We start from the raw sequence: 20417 nt of genomic DNA, 5'->3' as shown, positions 1-20417 counted from the left end.
CGGCGGGATCGAGGAGCTCCGGGCCTCCACCGACGACTGCACCGCCGTCCGGTTCGCCCCCGGGCCGGCCGGGACCCCGCGGGCAGCGACCGTGCTCGGCGACCCCGTCCGCCAGCAGAACGCGACCGCCCCGTGACGGATCCGGTTGGGCGCTCGAAGCGCCCGTCCAGCCGGCGACGGATCCCCCCGGTACGCGGCGGCCGGCCGCGATCCTCGGGCACGGCCGCCCCCGAGGTGGTGCGGTGGGCGACGGCCTGCCTGGTTCCCCATCCCATCCAGTCCCGAGGCCAGGAGACAGGAATGAGCAGCATCACGACCGCCGACGGCACCGAGATCTTCTACAAGGACTGGGGCACGGGCCAGCCCATCGTGTTCAGCCACGGCTGGCCGCTGTCGGCCGACGACTGGGACACGCAGCTGCTGTTCTTCCTGCAGCACGGTTACCGGGTCATCGCGCACGACCGGCGCGGACACGGTCGCTCGAGCCAGACCGGTGACGGGCACGACATGGACCACTACGCCGACGACCTGGCCGCCCTGACCGCGCACCTGGACCTGCACGACGCCGTGCATGTCGGTCACTCCACCGGCGGCGGCGAGGTCGTCCACTACATCGCCCGCCACGGTGAGGACCGGGTCGCGAAGGCCGCGATCATCAGCGCCGTACCTCCGCTCATGGTGCAGACCGAGAGCAACCCGGGCGGCCTGCCGAAGAGCGTGTTCGACGACCTGCAGGCCCAGCTGGCCGCCAACCGGTCGGAGTTCTACCGTGCGCTGCCGGCCGGGCCGTTCTACGGGTTCAACCGGCCCGGGGTCGAGCCGTCCGAGGCGATCATCCAGAACTGGTGGCGGCAGGGGATGATGGGCGGCGCGAAGGCGCACCACGACGGGATCGTGGCCTTCTCCCAGACGGACTTCACCGAGGACCTGCGGAAGATCACGGTGCCGGTGCTGGTCATGCACGGCGACGACGACCAGATCGTCCCGTACGCCGACTCGGCGCCCCTGTCGGCGGAGCTGCTGCAGAACGGGACCCTGAAGACCTACGCGGGCTTCCCGCACGGTATGCCGACGACGCAGGCCGAGACGATCAACGCCGACCTGCTGGAGTTCATCCGGTCCTGACGGCGTCTCGCAGCAGCCCACGCATCCGGTCACTCGGCTGCGGGCGCCCGGTCAGGACGCGGCCACCGTCCTGGTGCGCTGGAGGTCAGGACGTCCCGAACATGACCACCCAGAAGCCCTGCTCTGCGTTGACACCCTGGTAGGCCCACCCGACACCGAAGTGGGTGTAGTCCGTGCTAAGCATCAGTGCGTTGTGGCCGGGCGAGTTCCGCCACCACTCGAACGCGGCCGGCCCGGATCCGTAGTAGTACGGGTCCTCGGCGGTGCCGCCCTCGCCCCAGTAGTTGATCTCACCGATGGGCGTGCCGACCGGGTAGCCGGTGTCGGAGCAGAACTCCGCCCGCTCCGCGGGACCCATGCCGCGGGAGTCGACGTGGTCGGACGGCGCGAAACCCCGGAGGGCGGAGTCGAGCGCTCCCCACATGGTCGGCCGCGCCAGGGCCGTCGACTGCGCGAGGGGCGCCCGGCCGTTCTGGGCGCGGTACGCGTTGATGGTGTCCGCCATCCACTGCTCGTCGACGTCCCACTGCAGGCCGAGCTGGTCGGGTCCGGACCCATAGCCCATGTACGCGCAGTCCTGGGGTGCGGCGGAGGCCGCGGAGGGCACGAGGACCAGGCCGCCGGAGACGACGATCGTGGCGACGGCGGTGGTGAGACGGCGACTCCTGGTCATGGCGTCCTCCTCGTCGAGGCGATCGGGCTCGGCCACACGGGACAGGAAGACCCTGCCCGCCGCTCGGGCGCTGGACAGGATGGACCGTCGGCACCGCCCCGGTCAGCAGTAGTGCACTACTGCACTCCCGCCTGCACGCGCCGCGCTACGACTCGTGTCCTCCTGCGGCTGCGGACCACCTGCGTCGTCCCGAGCCGGGCATGACCGCGCCCGTTCCCGGCAGCACCGCCGCGGCGAGCGCCGCCCGGTCGGCGAGGCCGAGGCGAGTGCAGGCGCGGTAGACGTGGCTCTCCACGGTGCGCACGGACAGCTGCAGCCGGTCAGCGATCGCGCGGTTGGTCAGCCCCTTGGCTGCCAGGAGGGCGATCTCGCGCTCACGATCCCGGAACGGCAGCGGGGAGCTCGCGGCCATGAGCGCCGGCGTGCGGGGACCTCCACACCGCTCCGCCAGCTCCGCAGCACGGGCCGCGGCCGCGGCCGCCTCGGGCAGCCCGCCGTTCCGCCGGGCGATCACCGCGGCCTGCGCGGCGGCGTCGGCGGCGAACACGAGACGCTGCGCCGCCTCGAGCTCGGCCGAGACCGCCATCAGCGCGGCGTGGTCCCCGGCCGCGAACGCCCTGGCGTGGGCCGCGGCCACCGGGGCGGCGGGGCCGTCGAGCTCTCGGGCGAGCTCGGCCAGCCTCGGAGCCTGGTTCCGGTCGCCGAAGCAGACCCCGGTGTGGCGCACCAGGACCTCGACGGCTGACTGTCCCGACGCGTGCGCCAGAGCCGACGCCCGCGCGAGGTGCCCGCGCGCGTCCGCCATGGCGCCGTCGGCCGCCGCGCCCCAGGCCAGCCCCAGCCCGAGGTGCGGGTCGAAGAACCGGATGCCGGGGTGGGCCGCGCGGTCGGCCAGTTCCAGGGCGGCTCGCGCGGCGGCGGCCTCGCCGAGCATGCCCTGCGCGGACGCGAGGAGCACCGCGAGGAACGCCGTCCACCCACCTCCGCGCCCGGGCAGGTGGGGGAGCACCCCTTGGATGAGCCGGACGGTCGTCCGCGGGTGCCCGCGCGTGAACTCGGCATAGGCCTCCAACATCGCGCTGAAGCCGGCGGCGTGGCTCCCGGGTTGTTCGCGGATCCACGTCGTGCGCGCCCCGGCCCGCGCCGGTTCACCCTCCAGGCACACCCCGAGGACCTCCGCGAACGCGATGTTGTTCTGCAACGGCAGGGTCTCAGGGGTCGCCCTGGCCACACCGATCCCGCGGCGTACCAGGTCCGCGATCGGCTCCCCTCGGCCGGACCAGGCCCGTGCGTACACCGCGCCCCAGCTCGCCCAGGCCGACGCCCACGGCGGGACGCCCTCGCCCGCGAACACATGCTCGGCCAGCCACGCGGCGTGCTCGACGTCCCCGGACGCCGCCGCCATGGTGGCGCGCATCGAGTCCAGGACCGTCACCGCGAGGGGAGTGCCCACCTTGGTCTGCGCCGCGTCCAGCACCCCGCGTGCCGCATCGACGTCCTCGCGGTGGAAGAAGAGCAGCATGGCCCGGAACAGCGCAGCGCGGAGGCGCTCTGTGTCGGTGGCGACCGAGGCGAGCGCCGCGGCCAGTGCCTCCTCGGCCTCCCGCGTCCGCACGACCCAGGACAGGACGCTCGACCGTCCGAGCTGGGCCTCGAAGCCGCCCCCGGCGTCGCAGGCCGCGCGATAGAGGCGCTCGGCGAGGTCGTAGTCGGTCAGGCCCACCGCCCGCCCCGCCGCACGCACCAGCACCTCGGGGTCCGGCCGCGTGTCGCTGTCGAGACCGAGAACGGCGCAGCGCAGACCGTCGCCGGCGCGCCGCCCCGCGACGATCTCGGAGAGCTCGCCGCGGAGGCGCCGGGCCCGCGGCGAGCTCACCCGGGCACGCACGGCCTCGGCGTAGAGCGGGTGAGCGATCCGGACCTCCCACCGGGCGCCGTCGCGCCGGACCGCGGCCAGGCCCCGCTGCGCGACCTGCTCGACCGCGTCCGGATCAGCGAGACGGTTCAGCTGGTCCAGACCCAGTGGCTCACCGAAGGCCAGCAGCTCCAGGACACGGGCCTGTGCCCCGGTCAGGACACCGATCTGCTCCGCGACCAGTTCGCTCAGGGCCGGCGGCAACCCGGCCATGCCCGCCCACCGCCACACCCCGTCCGTGCACGCCAGGCGGCCGACACGGCGCTCCCCGTCCACGAGGTGCCGCAGCCACAGCACATTGCCCCGGGTGATCTCGAAGAACCGGTGCTCGGTCGCCGCGTCGACGGGGCCATCGAGGACGGCGCGCAGCAGCGCCTTCGTCGGAGCCTCGGCCAGAGGCGGCAGATCCAGTCGCTCGGCCGGGCCGTCCTTCCACAACGCCGTGATCGCGTCCGGCGCACTCTGCCCGCTGCGCACCGTCAGGACCATCAGGATCGCGCGCTCGGTGGCGAGGTGCTGCAGCACCGTGGCCGAGACCTCGTCGAGCAGGTGGGCGTCGTCGACGCCGAGAACCCACCGGGGACCTCCGGCCCGCAGGGTCTGGGTGGCCCGCTGCACCGCGGTCACGTCCGGCTCGACGGCGGCGTCCGTTCCGGTCCAGCTGGCCAGCGCCGCGAGGGGGATGTCTCGCGACGACGCGGTAGCCGCCACGAACCCGTGACCAGAACCTGACTCGCCCACCCGGGCGAGCAGCTCCCGTGCCAGACGGCTCTTGCCCACCCCGGGTGCTCCGGCTATCACCAGGCAGCCTCGCCGGACCACCGCGTCCACGGCGACCTGCAGCTCGTCGTCGCGGCCCGTGAACGGCCACGTGTCCATCGACGTCGTCACAGCAGACCGGCGGAGAGAGGCCGGGCGCTCGCATCCGATGTGCACACCTGTACCGCCACCTCCCCAGCACCGTCGCCGGGCGGCGCATCGAGACGACGAACGCCTGTCCGCCGCCGAGAGCGGAAAGAACCGGATCGGACCGCCGCGCCAACCTCCCGAACACCGGCGGACCGACTCCAGCTCGGGGACACCCTTGCCGCGTCGGAGCAGCACGGCAACGGGCTGCGCTACCGCAGTGCAGTTCCGGGATCCCTCCGACCTCCTCGCGCCGATCCAGCGCGGCCCAGTACTGCGGCCGGGATCCATGAGACGTACCGATGGCGGCCAGGCTGTGACCACACGTGGCTGGTGAACACGGCCGTCACCAGCCCACTGCGGCCAGCGCTGGGCCAGCGGAAGGGACGTCGTCCTGTTCGGTCGAGCTGTCCACGGGAACGCGAACTCCTACCGGCGACGCGGGCAGCCCGGCCCCCGTTGTGTCTCTCGAGACCCGCGGTGGTGCTTGTCGGCGTAGTCGACGGCGGCGGTGGAGGCGCCGAAGAGCTGCTGCCCCTCGCCGGGCCGTGCCGACGCGCACCCCGAGCGCCCGTGGTCCTCGATCCCGTCGTGTCCGTTCGCCGTCCGTGTCGGACCGGCGCCGCCATCACCCCTCGCAGCACGCCCGGTGCAGCCACTCGGGCTCGTGCCACCAGTGCGTCCGGTCGTGGGCGTGGTCGCCGAGCCGCCAGCCGGGGGTCGCTCCGGCGGGTGCACGGACGAGCGCAGGGACGGCGGATGGCCGGGCGCGCTCGTCGAACGGCGCGAGCAACTCGTCGACGGTGTGCAGCCGCCCGCCGACCATCACCTGCGCCACGTCCGCGGCCGCGCGGATGTCGGCGAGTGGATCGCCCCGGACGAAGGACAGGTCGGCCTGCGCGCCGGGTCGCACGACGCCGAGCCGGTCCTCCGCGCCCAGCCACCGGGCGGGGTTGCGGGTCGCCGTGACCAGCGCCTCGTACGGGGTGAAGCCGCCGCCGACCATCGCACGCAGGTTGGCGTGCAGCGAGATGGCCACGCTGTCCAGCGGGGCGTCGGTGCCGGCGATGACGAACCCGCCGCCGCGGTGGATGCGCAGCAGCATGTCGACGTTGCCGGCCAGCAGCGCGCGGGTCGTCGCCCCGGCCGGACCGGCGGCCTGCGCCACCCGGTCGAGCAGCAGCTGGTACTCCCACGCCGGGTACAGCGTGCGGGTGCGCCGGTCCTCGACCAACGCCGGGTCGTCGACGTGCACGACCGTGGAGGTGAACAACGTCGGGGTGATCGACATCCCGGACGTGGTGAACAGGGTGACCACGTCGTCGTAGGCGCGTCCCAGGCGGCTGACCGTCTGCGAGTAGCCCAGGCGGTTGGTGGCGCCGGTGTGCTCCATCCCGTCCATGCCGATCGTGGCAGCCGGGTAGAGGTAGTGCGAGGTCAGCCGCAACCGCAGGTCGTGGGCCACCTGCACGGCACGCTGCTGCAGGCGCACCGGCAGGCGCACGTAGGTCTTGACCAGGTCGTAGCGCAGCCGGCGGGCGCGCTGCATCTCCAGGTCCACCTGCTCGAGCGACAGCGTGGGCCGCATGAAGTTGTAGTAGACGCGCGAACCGTCGATCGCCTCACCGGTCGCGAACAGGCGCGGGCCGACCAGGGTGCCCGCGGTGAGCGCCTCACGGGTCTCCTGCATCTGGTAGGCGGGGTCGCCCGGCGAGCGCGTCGTCGTCACGCCGTAGCTGAGCCAGACCAGACCCTGCCGGGCTCCCCAGGCCCGCCCGCGCAGGTGCCAGTGGTTGTGGGCGTCGATGAGTCCCGGCATCACCGTGAGGCCGGAGGCGTCCACGTCGGGACGGCGGGTGGGGTCGTGCGGGCGCACCGCGGCGATGCGCGACCCGTCGAGCACGACGTCGACGTCCGTGCGCAGCCGCTCAGCGACGCCGTCCCAGAGCCGACCGGCGTGGACGACCTGCGGCTCCCGCACGGTGGTCCGCGCGTAGGGGAGGTCCAGCCGGACCGTGACCGCCGGGTCACCGGCGATCGAGGTACGCCGCAGCCGGCCGCCGCTGAGGTAGAGCAGCGTGCGCTCGTCGAGCCAGACCGGGGAGTCGGTGATCTCGTCGGTCACGACGCGCGGGGTCCCCGTGGGCCGGCCGGCCGGGCCGACCGGCACGACGTGCAGCAGGCTCTCGACGACGAAGGCCAGGTGCCGTCCGTCGGGAGAGAAGACGGGGCCGTCGTCACCGCGCGTGGACAGCGAGCGGAACGGCATCGGCTCGACGTACTCGAGGGCGCCGGAGGCGACGTCGACGAACAGCAGCTGGCTGGTGCCCTCGCGGAAGCGCGCCGAGGCCGGCCGGACGGCGGCCAGGGCCAGTGTGCGCCCGTCGGGGGACCAGCTCATCCGGCCGGGCTGGAAGAGGGCCGGGGTGACCTGGCGGGTCTGCAGGGTGTCGAGGTCCAGGACGTTGCCGACACCGTTCTGGTCCTGGTAGGCGACCTGCCGGCCGTCGGGTGAGAAGCGCGGCGCGGTCTGCGCCCCCGGCAGGGCGGTGACCCGGCGGTCGACGCCGGTGGTCAGGTCGCGCAGCCACAGGTCGGCCTCACCGGCCCGGTCGCTGGAGTACACCAGGCTGCGGCTGTCGGGGGAGAAGTCCGGGTCGGAGTTGAAGTACCCGTCGGCGACCAGCCGGCGCGGTCGGCCGCCCCCCGCCAGGTCGGCGGTCCACAGCGCGTTCAGCGCCCGGAAGGCGATCCGGCGACCGTCGCGTGATGCGACCGGGCTGGCGATGCCGAGCGCCTGCCGCGTGCCCGTGGAGTCGAGGTCGAGGCGCTTGGGCACCGGGCGGCGCGTCCGCACGGGCACGACCGCGGTGAACGGGACCTCGCCGGGGGACCCGTCGACCAGCTGCCGCCAGACGCGCCCGTCGGCGGTGTAGACCAGTTCGTCGTCGGACAGCCACGACGGCGGCAGGGCGAACACGTCACGTCCCTGGGTGACCTGCTTGCCGTCGACCACGAGGTCGCTGCGTGCGCCGGTCAGGCGCACGTGGGCCAGCCGGCCGGATCCGGGTGAGTACGACGGACCGTAGACGGAGCTGCCCTCGACGGTGGGCACGAGCGTGCGGCGGGCCCCGGTGGCGAGGACCACTTCGTCGATGCGGGTGGCGTCCACGGTGAAGGCGACCCGGGCACCGTCGGGCGACACCGTGGGCTCCCCGTCCTCCCCCGGGCCCTCGGTGACGGCCCGGATCCCTCTCGTGGCGAGGTCGAGCAGGTACAGGTCGTACGTGCCGGCACCGGCGCGGTCGGACGAGAACACCAGCCCGGAGCCGTCCGGCAGCCACCGCGGCTCCCGGTGGTCGTAGGGGCCGGAGGTGTGCTGCGCCAGCCCGCTGCTGTCGGGCCGCACCGTCCACAGGTGGTAGTTGCCGTCCCGGTAGGACTGGAACGCGATCGTCCGCCCGTCCGGTGACCAGGCCGGCCGGGTGGCGTCCTGCAGGTCGTCGGTGACCCGGCGGGCCGGACCGCCGCCGGTGGGCAGCACCCAGATCGACACCACCAGGTCGAGGGCGAGCTCCTGCCCGCCGGGGGAGGCGGCGACCATGACGTTGGTGCCCTGCCGCAGCGCCGTCGGGACGCCGGTCACCGCTCGTGCCGGTGGAGCCCATGGGATCGGCAGTGCGGCGGCCGCAGCGAGCAGTCCGCCGGCCTGCAGCACGCGCCGCCGGGTGATCCCGGCGGCAGAGCCGGGTACGTCCCCGCTCGGGCGCGGGAAGGGGTGCGGCACGAGGTCCTCCTCCGGCCGCCCACCCCCTCGTGTCCTCGGGTGAGGACGGTGGGTCACCGGGGATCCTGCCGCTGCCCACAGCGGCGCGTCGAGGGCCGGTCACGATGTGCGGTCGCAGGCAGCCGCGGCTCCCGTGCCACGGGCGGAGCCTGTGGTTGGCTCGACGAGCGGGAACGACGGAGGAGGCCACCATTCCGGCTGACCAGATCCTGGACGAGGCGACGCGGATCGCCGATCTCCTGCTCGACGTCCAGACACGGGTGAACGCGCAGATCGACGTCGCGCTGACGGACCTGCTGCCCGAGGTCCAGCAGCGGCTCGGCGTCTCGCAGGCGGACGTCGTCGACCTCTCCGACCTGGTGAACGCCAGGATCACCGGCCTGAGCGTCGTGGTCACCCCGGCCGCGGTCGCGACCGTCGTCCCGCTGTCGGCGGAGTCCGCCGCCACGACGAGAGCCGGGCGTCGCGCCATGACCGACGTCGTCACCGGCCGCGACGACCGCCTGGCGGTCATCGCCGGCCCCTGCTCGATCCACGACCCGGAGGCCGCGCTGGAGTACGCCGCCTTCCTCGCCCGCATGCGGGAGCGGCACGGGGACGACCTCGAGATCCTGATGCGGACCTACACCGAGAAGCCGCGGACCGAGGTCGACTGGAAGGGGTTCGCCTACGACCCGTTCCTCGACGGGTCCAGCCGGATCAGCGTCGGCCTGGTCGCCACGCGGATCCTCATGTGCCGCATCACGGCCCTGGGCGTCCCCGTGGCGGCCGAGCCGCTCAACGCGCTCACGCCGCAGTACGTCAACGGCCTGGCCACCTACAACGGCGTCGGCGCCCGCAACGTCACCGACCAGACCGCCCGGGAGCGGGTGTCCGGCTTCTCCTCCGTCGTCGGCTTCAAGAACTCCCCGGAGGGGAGCGTCGAGGCCGCCGTCTCGGCCGTGCTGACCGCGCGGGCTCCGCACGAGTTCCTCGGCGTCGACCACCACGGGGTGAGCGCCCAGCTGTCGACGACCGGCAACGACACCGCCCACGTGATCCTGCGCGGGGACAAGGACGGCCCCAACTACTCCGCCGCGCACATCGCCGACACGAAGCAGAAGCTGGCGCAGCGCGGGCTGCCGGAGGTGGTGGTCGTCGACGCCTCCCACGGCAACAGCCAGAAGGACCACCGGCGCCAGATCGACGTCGTGCGGGACCTGGCCGGGCAGGTCGCGGGCGGGGAGCAGGCCATCCGCGGCGTGATGGTGGAGAGCAACCTGGTCGCGGGACGGCAGGACCTGGACCGTCGGCACCCCGACAGGCTGGAGTACGGCCTGAGCGTCACCGACGCCTGCGTCGACCCCGGGACGACCGAGGTGATGCTGGCCGAGCTGGCCGAGGCAGTCCGGGCACGGCGGGGTGCCGACGCCAGGGTCCGTCCCGCCGCGCACCGGTGACGGCGCCGCGCCGGAGCGGAGAACCCGCCCGGCTCACGGCGGGGTGGTCTCGCCGAACTCGCGGGCGTAGTCCGCGCGGCGTGCCGGTGAGACCTCCGGGTCCGGTGCCCTCCGGGGGAGCGGTGGCGGCAGCTGCCCGGTGACCCCGCGGGCGGCCAGGTGGGCGGCGCCGAGCGCGGTGGCCTCGCGGGCGTCGACGAACGCGGCCGAGCCCTCCCCGAGGAGGCTGCGCAGCTCCCGCCAGGCGGCGGAGGCGACGGGGGTCCCGGCCAGCAGGCGGAGGGCGACGGGCCGCCCGGCGGTGCGGCTGAGGTCGCGGGTCAGCTCGCGCGAGGCGAGCGCGGTCGTCTCCATGAGGGCGCGCACCAGCGTGGCGGGGGAGACGTCGACCGGCACGCCGTCCAGGGACAGCCGGCGGTCGGCGGTGAGCCTGCCCCGGACCCCGCGGCTGCCGACCGGCTCGGAGTCGAGCAGGGCGTCGAGCGGAGCGGCCGGGTCGAGCCCCAGCAGCCGCGTCCACGTCTGGTACAGCGCCCCGGACGGCAGCGCCGCGTGCAGGTAGTACAGGCCGTCGGTGACGAAGCAGCCGACCTCGCTGTCGGCGGTGGCCGCCGGGTCCAGCGAGTCGGTCACCAGGAGGTGGGCCTCGGAGGTCCCCGCCGAGATGTACAGGTCACCCGGCGAGCGCGCGCCGGCGGCCAGGGCGCCGCAGAAGTGGTCGTGCCCACCCGTCACCAGGGGCACCCCGGGTGCGACGCCGAGCGCTGCTGCGACGTCGGGACCGAGTTCGCCGACGACGGTGCCCGAGGGCACCAGCCGGGGGAGGGTCAGGTGCCCGGTCCCCACGACGTCGAGGGCCTCGGGTCGCCAGGACCGGGTGGGGGCGTCGAACAGCCCGGTCCGGGAGGCGTGCGAGTGGTCCATCACCAGCTCACCGGGACCCAGCGTGGAGATCAGCCAGCTGCCCAGGTCGGTGAGGGTCGTCGCCGTCCGCGTCTGCGCGGGACGGGTGTTTGCCCACCAGGCGAGCACGTGCACGGTGTACTCGGGGTGCCGGAGCCCGGTGATCGGGGCTCGGCGGTCGAGCTCGTCGGCGTGCTGGCGCGCGGTGTCGTGGCCGACCCCGGAGAACCACGTCGGCACGTCCCCGACCGGTCGGGCCCCGGCGTCGAGCAGCACCGCCTCCTCGCCGACCGACGTCACGGCGATGCCGCCGAGCCGGGCGCGTGCCTCGGGGCCGGCCTCGGTGAGCGCCCGCCGGGCGGTGCCCACGACCACGTCCCGGATCGCCTCGGGGACGTGCACCGGGACGCCGCCGGCCTCGCCCTGCGGGGTCGGCGCGGCGGCCGCGGCGAGGGCGGTGGAGCCCTCGGCTCCCAGCACGACGGTCTTGGTGCGGGTCGAGCCGACGTCGATCCCGAGGAAGGTGGTGCTCACCGGTGCACCGCCGGGACGGCGGTGGCGACGGCGCGCGCCCGCAGCTCGCGCACCTCGTCGGGCCCGCTGAGGTCCGGTTCGAGCCGGGCCGCGTTGGCCGCACCGGCCGCGGCGCCCGTGCGCAGCGCCGTCTCGACGTCCTCCCCGTGCGCCAGGGCCGTGACGAAGCCGGCCAGCATCAGGTCGCCGGAGCCCGTCGCGTTCACCACGGGGACGGCGGGTGCCGTGACGTCCCACGCCTCGGCCGCCGACCGGTAGGACAGCCCGTCCGCACCGCGGGTGACGACGACCGCGCCGGCCCCGACGTCCAGGACCCGCCGCATCAGGGTGTCGAGGTCGGCCGGGTCGTCCTCCTCTCCGGCCAGGCCGGCGTCGGCGCGCAGCTCCTGCTCGTTGACCTTGAGGACGTCCGGGGCCGCCCGCACGGCGAGTGCCAGCGCCGCGCCCGACGTGTCCACCACGGTGCGGACCCCGCGCCCGCGCAGGTCGCCGACGCACCGCGCGTAGAGCTCCGGAGCCACGCCGCGGGGCAGGCTGCCCGTGCAGACCACCAGGTCGCCCTCGGCCACCGCAGCCAGCAGCCCCTCGACCAGCGACTCCACGTCGCCGGCGGCCACCTCCGGGCCCGGTTCGTTGACCACGGTGGAAGTGCCCGAGGAGGCGTCCACGAGGACCGTGGTCACCCGGGTCTCCCCGGCGATGCGGACGTGCCGGTCCTCGATCCCCAGCTCGCGGCAGCCCGCGGAGATCTGGGCGCCCACCGGGCCGCCGACGAAGCCGTGCAGCGCGGCCCGGCCGCCCAGCCGCACCACGCCGCGGGCGACGATCATCCCCTTGCCCCCGGGCCGGCTGACGACCTCGGTCGCCCGGTGGACCTCGCCCACCACCAGCCGGGGGACCACCTGCAGGCGGTCCTGCGCGGGGTTGGGGCTCACGACGTGGACCGTCGGGCCGGGTCCGTGCACGGGGCGTCCTCCTGGGGTCGGCCGGGTGGGTGCGGGTCAGTCCGCGAGCAGGCGCACGAGGCGCTCCACCTCGCGCGCGGTCGCCGTCCGCGCGGCCCCGAGGTACTTCCGCGGGTCCACCAGCGCGGGGTCCGCGGCCAGTGCGTCGCGGACGGCGCGGGTGAAGGTGGCGTTGAGGTGCGTCGAGATGTTGATCTTCGTCATGCCCGCGGTGACGGCCTCCCGCAGGTGGTCGTCGGGAACGCCCGAGGAGCCGTGCAGCACCAGCGGCACCGGCACGGCGTCGCGGATCGCGGTGATCAGGTCCAGGTCGAGCCGGGCGGTGCGCTCGGTCATCGCGTGGGAGCTGCCCACCGCCACCGCGACGGCGTCGATGCCCGTCTCCTGCACGAACCGGGCGGCGTCCTCCGGGCGGGTCCGGACACCGGGCGCGTGGACGCCGTCCTTGCCGCCGATCTCACCGATCTCCGCCTCGACCGACGCGCCGAGGCCGTGCGCCCGCCCGACGACGCGGCGCGTGGTGGCGAGGTTCTCCTCGACCGGCAGCGTCGAGCCGTCGTACATCACCGACGTGAACCCGAGGCCGAGCGCCTCCTCCACCAGCTCGACCCCGGTGGCGTGGTCCAGGTGCACGACGACCGGGACGTCGGCCGCGTCGGCCACCGCGAGCACCGCCCGCCCGACGGGGGTCAGGGCCCCGTGGTAGCGGACGGCGTTCTCGCTGAGCTGGAGCACGGTCGGCCGTCCCGCCGCCTCCGCCCCGGCGACGATCGCCTCGGCGTGCTCGACCTGGATGACGTTGAAGGCGCCGACGCCGCGGCGCTCGTGCTGCGCGGAGGACAGGACGTCGGTCAGGGCTGCGCGTGGGATGGCGTGCTCCTCGGGTGCGGGTGTCGGGTGCGGCAGCGGGTCAGTCGCGCTCGAGCGCTGCCCGGAGGCTCCCGGCCAGCACCGGCGCCAGGGGCAGCTGCGGCAGCAGCACCGCCTGGTAGGCGTGGTAGACGTCCGGCTTGCCCGACCAGACCGGCGGGGTGTCCCCGACCGGCAGCTCGTGCACCCAGCTGCCCCGGTACCGGTCGGTGTAGCGCGCGACGGCCTCGTCCCAGAAGGTCCGGTACCAGCGCTCGTACTCCGCCTCGCCCGTGCGCCGGTGCAGCGCCGCGGCCGCACCGATCGCCTCGGTGAGCACCCAGTGCAGCCGGGAGGCGACCACCGGGCGGTCCTCCCAGTCGAGCGTGTAGACGAAGCCGGGCTGCCCGTCGGGGGCCCACCCCACCTCGACCGCCGCGGCGAACAGGCTGCGGGCGGCCTCCAGCAGCCAGTCGGGGACCTGCCGCCCGGCGTCCTGCAGGGCCGCCTCCAGGTGCAGCAGCAGGCGCGACCACTCGAGCCAGTGCCCGGGGGTGGAGCCGTACGGGCGGAACTTGTCGTTCTTGCGCTCCGCGTTGTAGTCCGGCAGCGCGCGCCACTCCGCGTCGAAGTGCTCGGGCAGGCGCCAGCCGTTCTCCCGCGTCGCCCGGTGGATCAGCCGCTCGGCGATGCTGAGCGCCCGTTCCAGCCAGCGGGTGTCTCCGGTCACCGCCGCCACGGTCAGGAAGGCCTCGGTCATGTGCATGTTGCTGTTGGCGCCGCGGTAGGGCTCCGGGGTCGTCCAGTCCCGGTCCCAGCTCTCCGCGCACCGGCCCTCGTCCGGCCGCCAGAAGTGCTGCTCGACGACCGCGAGGGCCTCCGCCAGCAGCTCGGCGGCGCCCGGCCGTCCCGCCGCGGTGGCGCTGGCGGCGGCGAGGACGACGAAGGCGTGGTCGTAGGCGGCCTTGCCGGTGCCCTCGGGCTCCCCCGCGGGGGTGAGCGCGGAGTACCAGCCCCCGTGCTCGACGTCCCGGAAGGGACCGGTCAGGGCGGCCAGGCCGTGGTCCACCAGTGGCCCGGCGCCGGGGCGGCCGCGCAGGGCGGCCAGGGCGAAGACGTGGGTCATCCGGGCCGTGATCCACAGGTGCGGGCCCTGGTCCGGGTCGGGCCGGCCGTGGTCGTCGAGCCAGCCGAACCCGGTCGGAGCCGCTCCCGCGCCCTCGGCGAAGTTGAGGAGCCTCTCGCCCTCGGCGTCCAGCCAGGCGCGGTGGGACGCCAGTCGGACCCAGGTGCCGGACACCTCGGTGGACCCGGTCGTCGTCATCGGACTCCTCTTCCGTCAGCGGCTCGTCGGGGCTGACCGGGGGTGGTCAGCGCAGGGACCCTAGCCCCCGGCAACCCAGGTGGCCGGCCGGCCGGATCGGCATTGACATCGTTGACACGGGCGAGTTTAGTGACGCGCGCCATGTCCGGTCGAGCCCTGGAGGGGGGCGCCGTGTCCGTCGGTCCCGGTCGCCGCCGTCCTCAGCGGCCGTCCGGCAGGGGTGTGCGGAGGGGCGCTGCGTGTCCAGGCCGGTGACGCTCCGCGACGTCGCCCGGGTGGCCGACGTCAGCCCGAAGACGGTCTCCCGGGTGGTCAACGGCGACGCACACGTGACCCCCAGCACCCGGGAGCGGGTGCAGCAGGCCATCGACGACCTGGGCTTCGAGCCGAACCTCGTCGCCAGGTCCCTGCGCGTGGGGCGGGCCGACGCCATCGGGCTGGTGGTCGAGAGCCTGGCCGACCCGTTCTTCGCGCGGCTCACCAGTGCCGTCGAGCAGGCGGCGCTCGAACGCGGCCTGGCGGTCATGATCTCCAGCGTCGGCGACCTGCCGGAGCGAGAGGCCGTGGTCGTCCGCAGCCTGCTCGTGCGCCAGGTCGCGGGCCTCATCGTCGTGCCCGTCGCACAGACCTCCGCGCATCTCGAGGAGTCGCGGCAGCGGACCCCGATCGTGTTCGTCGACCGCCGGCCGGACGGGATGGACGGCGACGCCGTCGTCGTCGACGACCTCGGCGCCGCGGAGACGGCCACGCGGCACCTGCTCGACCACGGCCACCGCCGGGTCGCCTTCCTCGGCAGTCAGACCCGGAACCCGACGACGCGCCTGCGGCTCGAGGGCTACCGCCGCGCGTTGGCCGCGCGGGGGCTGCCGGAGGACCCGGCCCTGGTGGCCCTGGGCGCCGGGACGGCGGGGGCCGCGCGCGAGGCCGCGGAGCAGCTCTTCGCCGGTCCGCAGCCGCCCACCGCCGTCTTCGCCTCGAACATGCGGTGCTCCCTGGGGCTCGTGCCCTTCCTGCACAGCAGCGGCCGGACCGACGTGGCCGTCGTCGGCTTCGACGACTTTCCCATGGCCGACTCCCTCGTGCCGGCGGTCACGGTCATCGACCACGAGCCCGAGGCCGTCGGCCGAGCCGCGGCGGAGCAGCTCTTCCGGCGGCTCGCCGAGCCCGACGCCCCCGCCGAGACCGTGGTGGTGCCGGTCCGCCTGGTGCAGCGCGGGTCCGGCGAGCTCCCCCCGCCGGCGGGCCCGCCGGGATCTCGCGCGGCGCACGAGGACGACCCGGGGCGCCGGCCGGACGCCCCGGCACAGCAGGAGCCAGACAGGGAGCGAGAGATGGCACAGGAAGGAAGGGGTCGGTCATGACGTCCCCGCAGAACCGGGAGGACGCCCCGTGACCGCGGCCCTGGAGGCCCGGGGCCTGCGCCGGGAGTTCGGACACGTGCGCGCCCTCGACGGCGCCGACTTCGACGTCGACCTGGGCGAGGTCGTCGCGCTCATCGGGGACAACGGCGCGGGCAAGAGCACGCTGGTCAAGGCGCTGTCGGGCTCCCTGGCGGTGGACTCCGGGGAGATCCTCAGCGACGGCCGGCCGGTCACGCTCGACTCCCCGGCGGCCGCGCGGTCGCTGGGCATCGAGACCGTCTACCAGGACCTCGCGCTGGCTCCGCACCTGGACCCGGTGCAGAACATGTACCTGGGCCGGGAGGTCATGAGGTCCGGCCTGCTGGGCCGGCTGGGCTTCATGGACCACGCCCAGATGCGGACGAGGACCCGCCAGGCGTTCGACGACCTCGGGGCGACGGTGCGCGACTTCAGCGCCCCGGTCGGGTCGATGTCCGGTGGCCAGCGCCAGCAGATCGCGGTGGCGCGCGCGGCCGCCTGGGCCAGCCGGGTGATCTTCCTGGACGAGCCGACGGCGGCGCTGGGTGTGGTGCAGACCCGCAACGTGCTCGACCTCATCCGGCGGGTGCGGGACCGCGGCATCGCCGTGGTCTTCATCAGCCACTCGATGCCGCACGTGATCGAGGTGGCCGACCGCATCCAGGTGCTGCGGCTGGGACGGCGGGTCGCGACCTACGACGCGAAGCAGACCTCGATGGAGGAGCTGGTCGGTGCCATGACCGGGGCGATCAGCCAGGACGCGGCGTGAGCGCGGCCACGGGTCAGCAGCAGGCCGCCGGGCCCGCCCCCGCGGACGAGGAGGCCCCGAAGACACCGCTGCAGCGGCTCCTGGGCGCGCAGGCCTTCCAGATCCTCGCCGTGCTGCTGGTGCTCATCGTGCTGTTCAGCATCGCGGAGCCGGACGCGTTCCTGTCGGTGAACAACTTCCGCAACATCGTCGTCAACGTCTCGATCCTGGCGATCATCGGCGTGGCGATGACGTTCGTGATCATCACCGGCGGCATCGACCTGTCCGTGGGCAGCGTCCTGGTCTTCAGCGGCGTGGTCGCGGCCAAGACGATGGAGGCCCTGGGTGGCCAGGGGGTCGGTGTCTCCCTCGTCGGCGCCCTGGTGGCCTGCGTGTCCGGCGTCCTGTGGGGACTGCTCAACGGCGTGCTCGTCGCCAAGGCCAAGGTGCCGCCGCTGATCGTCACGCTCGGCACCCTGGGCATGGCGCTCGGCGGCGCGCAGATCATCACCGGCGGGATCGACGTCCGCGGCGCGCCCACGGTGCTCACCGACACGATCGGCTTCGGGCGCCTGTTCGGGCAGATCCCGTACCTGTCGCTGATCTCCCTGGTGGTCGTGGTGCTCGGCGCCGTGCTGCTGCACCGGACCCGGTTCGGCCGCTACACCTACGCCGTCGGCTCCAACGACGAGGCCGCCCGGCGGGTCGGCGTCCGGGTGGACCGGCACCTGGTCCTCGTCTACACGCTGGCCGGCTTCTGCGCCGGGCTGGCGGGGATCCTCAACCTCGCCTTCTTCGCGTCGACCACGATCGCCGGCCAGTCCAACACCGCCCTGAACGTCATCGCGGGCGTCGTCATCGGCGGCACGAGCCTCTTCGGCGGCATCGGGACGATCGCCGGCACCGTCGTCGGCCTCTTCATCCCGGCCGTCCTGCAGAACGGCTTCGTGATCATGGGCGTCCAGCCCTTCTGGCAGCAGGTCGTCGTCGGGGCGTTCCTCATCGTCGCCGTCTACGTGGACCAGGTCCGGCGGGCCGCAGCGGCCCGCGGGGCCAGTGCCCGCAGATCGGTGGCCTCTCGGTTCTCCCGCCCAGCCCGGGCACGTCGAAAGGAAGCACAGTGAACAGAAGGACCACAGTCCGGATCTCCGCGGTCTCGGCGCTCGTGCTCGGCCTCGCCGCGTGTGGCGGGGACGACGGCGGCGGCTCGGCGTCCGGTGGGGGCGGCGGTGGCGGTGGCGGTGGCGGTGAGAGCTACGAGGTCGCGTTCGTCCAGGGCGTCGCGGGCGACGAGTTCTACATCACCATGGAGTGCGGCATCCGCGAGGCCGCCGAGGAGCTGGGCGTCGAGGTCACCGTCCAGGGCCCGCAGCAGTTCGACCCGGCCGTGCAGACCCCGATCGTCGACAGCGTCGTGGCCAGCCAGCCCGACGGCCTGCTCATCGCCCCCACGGACGTGAGCGGCATGTACCGGCCGATCCGGGCCGCTGCGGACGCCGGCATCACCGTCGGGCTCGTGGACACGACCCTCGAGGACCCGTCGATGGCGGTCACCCAGGTGGCCTCGGACAACGAGGGCGGCGGCGCGGCGGCCTTCGAGGCCATCAAGCAGGCCAACCCCGACGGCGGCACCGTCCTCGTCGTCGGCCACGAGCCGGGCATCAGCACCAACGAGGCCCGCATCAAGGGCTTCCTCGACGCGCTGGCCCAGGACCCCAAGTTCACGGCCCTGCCGACGCAGTACGCGCAGAACGACCCCGCCGAGGGGGCCCGGATCGTCACCTCGACGCTCCAGGCCACCCCGGACCTGATCGGCATCTTCGGCACGAACCTGTTCGCGGCCGAGGGTGCGGCGACCGGTCTGCGCCAGGCCGGTGCCGAGGAGCAGGTGACCGTCGTCGGCTTCGACGCCGGCCCGGCCCAGGTCGAGGCGCTGCAGTCGGGGACCGTGCAGGCCCTCGTCGCCCAGCAGCCCGCGGAGATCGGCCGTCAGGGTCTCGAGCAGGTCGTCGCCGCGCTCAACGGCGAGCAGCCGCAGGCCGAGATCCAGACCGGCTTCACGATCATCACGCAGGACAACCTCGACGAGAACCAGGACGCGGTGTACCGGTCCAGCTGCTGACCCACCGACCCACGGCGCCCCGCTCCCGGCCCGGGAGCGGGGCGCCGTGCGCGTTCCTGGGGTCCGTCGGGGACGGAGCAGGCGGGGCTCAGCCCGGCAGCTCCTCCTCGGCCGAGAGCTCGGGGACGTCGAGGTGCACCACGAGGTCGGCGTGCTCCCTGGAGGCCTCGACGACCTCTCCGTTGGGCACGTCGACGGTCTGCACCCAGTCCTCGGCGGCCCGGCGCTCGTGGCCGTGCGACAGGCGGCGACGGAGGAGTCGTCGTGCGCGCACCTCCGGCAGCACGTCGAGGTACCAGATCTCGTCCAGGCACGGCCGGACCGCGTCCCACCCGTGGCCCTGCACGAGCAGGTAGTTGCCCTCCGTGAGGACGAGAGGGGTGTCCGGGGGCACCGGGACGGCGCTGCCGATGGCCTCCTCGAGGTCGCGGTCGAAGACGGGGCCGTACACCGTGCGGTCGGGCGGCGTCCGCAGCCGCTGCAGCAGGGCGACGTAGCCGTCGACGTCGAAGGTGTCCGGTGCGCCCTTGCGGTCCCGGCGGCCCAGCCGCAGCAGCTCCTGGTTGGCGTAGTGGAAGCCGTCCATCCCCACCAGCGCGACCCGCTCGCCGAGTGCGGCGACCAGCGCCGCGCAGACGGTCGACTTGCCCGCCCCCGGTCCGCCGGTGATCCCGAGCAGCCGCCGCCCACCGGACGCCAGGGCCGCGGCCCGGTCCACCAACTGCTGCACCGTCTCACGGACGACGGGTGGCGCGCCCGCTCCGGCGGTGCCGGCTGCCTCCTGCACCGGCGACGTCCCCCTCCCTGGGTCGCACGTCCGTGGCGTCGCCACGGGCCCCGGCAGGGGCGCGACCCGGACAGCGTGACACCGGTGTCAAGGCGGCTGCATGACACCGATGACATCGACGTCGTCCCTGTGGTTGCATCGGTGCCGGCGCCGCTCCGCCCGGAGGGAGGCGACCGCATCGAACTCCAGGGGAGAAGCGCTGAGATGACCGACTTCGAGGGCCGCACCGTCCTGGTCACCGGAGCCAGTGGGGGCATCGGTGGGGCGACGGTCCGCCGCCTGGCCGCCGCGGGGGCCGACGTGATCGCCAGCGGTCGGTCCGTCGAGGCGCTCGAGCAGCTGTCGGCCGACACCGGGGCGCGCCCGCTGCCGTTCGACCTGACGTCGGAGGAGAGCATCCGGGCGGCGCTGGAGGGCCTGGACCTCTGGGGCGTGGTCAACTGCGGCGGCTTCGGCGGGGAGATCGCCACGCCGATGGACACCGACATCGCCGTCTTCGACAAGGTCATCAGCATCAACGCCCGCGGCGCGCTGCTCGTCACCAAGTACGCGTCCGCATCGATGATCCGGCTGGGTCGTGGTGGCGCCATCGTCAACGTGTCCAGCCAGGCGAGCCTCGTCGCCCTCAACGGGCACATCTCCTACGGCTCCTCCAAGGCGGCGCTGGACAACATCACCCGCGTCTCGGCCCTCGAGCTCGGCAGGTACGGGATCCGCGTCAACAGCGTGAACCCGACCGTGGTGATGACCGAGATGTCGGCGTTCTACTGGGGGCGCCCGGAGATCGAGGGGCCCTTCCTCGAGCAGATGCCGCTCGGCCGGTGGGCCACGGAGGACGAGATCGCCGCGCCGATCGTCTTCCTGCTCAGCGACGACGCCTCGATGATCAGCGGCGTCTCGCTGCCCGTCGACGGCGGCTACACGTGCCGCTGAGCGTCCTCGGCGTCCGCTGAGCCGACCG

Annotated in this window: 15 protein-coding genes; 7 read left to right on the top strand and 8 right to left on the bottom strand. The window is 74.2% G+C overall.

Annotation, left to right across the window (positions count from 1 at the left end):
• Nucleotides 1-300: 300 nt before the first annotated feature.
• Entirely contained in the window at nucleotides 301-1125 is an 825-nt protein-coding gene (locus tag ACU610_RS10575) for an alpha/beta fold hydrolase (RefSeq protein ID WP_446767667.1), read from the top strand.
• Nucleotides 1126-1210: 85 nt separating this feature from the next.
• Here ACU610_RS10575 and ACU610_RS10570 read toward each other — a convergent pair whose 3' ends face one another.
• The 3 genes from ACU610_RS10570 to ACU610_RS10560 form a co-directional block, all read right to left on the bottom strand.
• Nucleotides 1211-1798, bottom strand: a complete 588-nt coding sequence (locus ACU610_RS10570; protein ID WP_446767666.1) for a CAP domain-containing protein — start codon at nucleotides 1796-1798, stop codon at nucleotides 1211-1213.
• A 145-nt stretch (nucleotides 1799-1943) separates the two neighbouring features.
• Nucleotides 1944-4592 (bottom strand): LuxR C-terminal-related transcriptional regulator, encoded by a 2649-nt coding sequence (locus ACU610_RS10565; RefSeq protein ID WP_446767665.1) that lies wholly within the window; start codon nucleotides 4590-4592, stop codon nucleotides 1944-1946.
• Nucleotides 4593-5247: 655 nt separating this feature from the next.
• Nucleotides 5248-8406 (bottom strand): amidohydrolase family protein, encoded by a 3159-nt coding sequence (locus ACU610_RS10560; protein WP_446767664.1) that lies wholly within the window; start codon nucleotides 8404-8406, stop codon nucleotides 5248-5250.
• A 155-nt stretch (nucleotides 8407-8561) separates the two neighbouring features.
• Here ACU610_RS10560 and ACU610_RS10555 point away from each other — a divergent pair, with 155 nt between their 5' ends.
• Nucleotides 8562-9845, top strand: a complete 1284-nt coding sequence (locus tag ACU610_RS10555; protein WP_446767663.1) for a 3-deoxy-7-phosphoheptulonate synthase — start codon at nucleotides 8562-8564, stop codon at nucleotides 9843-9845.
• 33 nt (nucleotides 9846-9878) lie between these two features.
• On the opposite strand, the gene ACU610_RS10550 is transcribed toward ACU610_RS10555, so the two are convergent.
• From ACU610_RS10550 to ACU610_RS10535, 4 genes are all read right to left on the bottom strand, one after another.
• Nucleotides 9879-11282 (bottom strand): FGGY-family carbohydrate kinase, encoded by a 1404-nt coding sequence (locus ACU610_RS10550; protein ID WP_446767662.1) that lies wholly within the window; start codon nucleotides 11280-11282, stop codon nucleotides 9879-9881.
• A complete protein-coding gene (locus ACU610_RS10545) occupies nucleotides 11279-12217 on the bottom strand; it encodes a 1-phosphofructokinase family hexose kinase (protein WP_446767661.1) in 939 nt (312 codons plus the stop codon). Before ACU610_RS10545 ends, ACU610_RS10550 begins: the two co-directional genes overlap by 4 nt.
• Nucleotides 12218-12283: 66 nt before the next feature.
• Nucleotides 12284-13090 (bottom strand): class II fructose-bisphosphate aldolase, encoded by an 807-nt coding sequence (locus tag ACU610_RS10540; RefSeq protein ID WP_446770716.1) that lies wholly within the window; start codon nucleotides 13088-13090, stop codon nucleotides 12284-12286.
• Between the two features lie 67 nt (nucleotides 13091-13157).
• Entirely contained in the window at nucleotides 13158-14420 is a 1263-nt protein-coding gene (locus ACU610_RS10535) for an AGE family epimerase/isomerase (RefSeq protein ID WP_446767660.1), read from the bottom strand.
• A 239-nt stretch (nucleotides 14421-14659) separates the two neighbouring features.
• Here ACU610_RS10535 and ACU610_RS10530 point away from each other — a divergent pair, with 239 nt between their 5' ends.
• From ACU610_RS10530 to ACU610_RS10515, 4 genes are read left to right on the top strand one after another with little or no spacing between them, the layout of a single operon-like run.
• Entirely contained in the window at nucleotides 14660-15781 is a 1122-nt protein-coding gene (locus ACU610_RS10530; RefSeq protein WP_446767659.1) for a LacI family DNA-binding transcriptional regulator, read from the top strand.
• 28 nt (nucleotides 15782-15809) lie between these two features.
• Nucleotides 15810-16568, top strand: a complete 759-nt coding sequence (locus tag ACU610_RS10525) for an ATP-binding cassette domain-containing protein (protein ID WP_446767658.1) — start codon at nucleotides 15810-15812, stop codon at nucleotides 16566-16568.
• Complete coding sequence (locus ACU610_RS10520) at nucleotides 16565-17671, top strand: ABC transporter permease (protein WP_446767657.1); 1107 nt, start codon at nucleotides 16565-16567, stop codon at nucleotides 17669-17671. Before ACU610_RS10525 ends, ACU610_RS10520 begins: the two co-directional genes overlap by 4 nt.
• On the top strand, nucleotides 17668-18669 hold the full coding sequence (locus ACU610_RS10515; RefSeq protein ID WP_446767656.1) for an ABC transporter substrate-binding protein: 1002 nt from the start codon (nucleotides 17668-17670) through the stop codon (nucleotides 18667-18669). Before ACU610_RS10520 ends, ACU610_RS10515 begins: the two co-directional genes overlap by 4 nt.
• 88 nt (nucleotides 18670-18757) lie before the next feature.
• On the opposite strand, the gene ACU610_RS10510 is transcribed toward ACU610_RS10515, so the two are convergent.
• Complete coding sequence (locus ACU610_RS10510) at nucleotides 18758-19456, bottom strand: nucleoside/nucleotide kinase family protein (protein WP_446767655.1); 699 nt, start codon at nucleotides 19454-19456, stop codon at nucleotides 18758-18760.
• 204 nt (nucleotides 19457-19660) lie between these two features.
• Between ACU610_RS10510 and ACU610_RS10505 the strand changes: the two genes are divergently transcribed.
• Nucleotides 19661-20389, top strand: a complete 729-nt coding sequence (locus ACU610_RS10505; RefSeq protein ID WP_446767654.1) for an SDR family oxidoreductase — start codon at nucleotides 19661-19663, stop codon at nucleotides 20387-20389.
• Nucleotides 20390-20417 lie beyond the last annotated feature (28 nt).

The organism is Geodermatophilus sp. URMC 61, from assembly GCF_052931555.1.
The sequence above is the reverse complement of the archived record's forward strand: the minus strand, read 5'-3'. Positions and strand labels throughout refer to the sequence as shown.

What these genes read in the sequence shown, in the direction of transcription:
- ACU610_RS10575 (WP_446767667.1), top strand. Translation starts at nt 301, where the DNA reads ATGAGCAGCATCACGACCGCCGACGGCACCGAGATCTTCTACAAGGAC.
- ACU610_RS10505 (WP_446767654.1), top strand. Translation starts at nt 19,661, where the DNA reads ATGACCGACTTCGAGGGCCGCACCGTCCTGGTCACCGGAGCCAGTGGG.
- ACU610_RS10535 (WP_446767660.1), bottom strand. Translation starts at nt 14,420, where the DNA reads ATGACGACGACCGGGTCCACCGAGGTGTCCGGCACCTGGGTCCGACTG.
- ACU610_RS10570 (WP_446767666.1), bottom strand. Translation starts at nt 1,798, where the DNA reads ATGACCAGGAGTCGCCGTCTCACCACCGCCGTCGCCACGATCGTCGTC.
- ACU610_RS10565 (WP_446767665.1), bottom strand. Translation starts at nt 4,592, where the DNA reads ATGGACACGTGGCCGTTCACGGGCCGCGACGACGAGCTGCAGGTCGCC.